General features: G+C 26.4%; 1 protein-coding gene and 1 pseudogene. Both read right to left on the bottom strand.

Annotation, left to right across the window (positions count from 1 at the left end):
• Positions 1-164: nitroreductase family protein (locus GQX97_RS13510; protein WP_198391256.1), on the bottom strand; the 164-nt coding region annotated here is incomplete at its 3' end.
• Positions 165-202: 38 nt separating this feature from the next.
• Positions 203-677 (bottom strand): annotated as a pseudogene (locus GQX97_RS13505) (cobalamin biosynthesis protein CbiB); the annotation flags it as partial.

Below are 677 nucleotides of genomic sequence, written 5' to 3'. Positions count from 1 at the left end.
GTCTCTCTTTTCTCTACAACTATAAACTCCCAGTTTCTTTTATTGTTTGCAGAAGGAGCATACATAGCAGCCTTTAATATATATTCTATCTTTTCTTTTTCAACTGCYTTGTCTTTAATATATTTTCTTATACTTCTTCTTGTAAATAAAATATCTTCTTGCATGAAAAATCCCCCCATATAAATAATAAAAAAATAATTTATTAAAATATTATAATACCCAACAACATAAATAATAATTTTAAAACTATTAATACAAATAAAGCAATTATAGCTCCCATAATGAGTATTTTATTAGATRCCACTATATAGCTAGAATCAAGTTTATTAATAGCATCTCCAACTAAAATTCTATCATAAATCTCAGAATCCTTAAAATATTCTCCTCCAAGCTCTATATCCAAAGCACCCGCAACAGCACATTCAAGYCTAGCCTTATTATCATTTCCATCTCTTTTAAAAACTCTAAAAGCCTTTTTTATATCATACCCCAAAAGAAAACTTCCTACAGCATATGATAAAAAGGCAAATATAGAAGGTATCATATTWATATAATAAGCAAAATTAATATTAAACATACCATATTTATCTTTCACCCTATTTTCATCAATAGCAATATTATTATCTGATGATATATCAGAAAGCATACACAAAACTTTATACATAAAACAAAGAGGC

It is taken from the genome of Brachyspira sp. SAP_772, from assembly GCF_009755885.1.
GTDB lineage: Bacteria > Spirochaetota > Brachyspiria > Brachyspirales > Brachyspiraceae > Brachyspira.
Note: the sequence above shows the minus strand (reverse complement) of the source record. Positions and strands in the feature narration are given on the sequence as shown.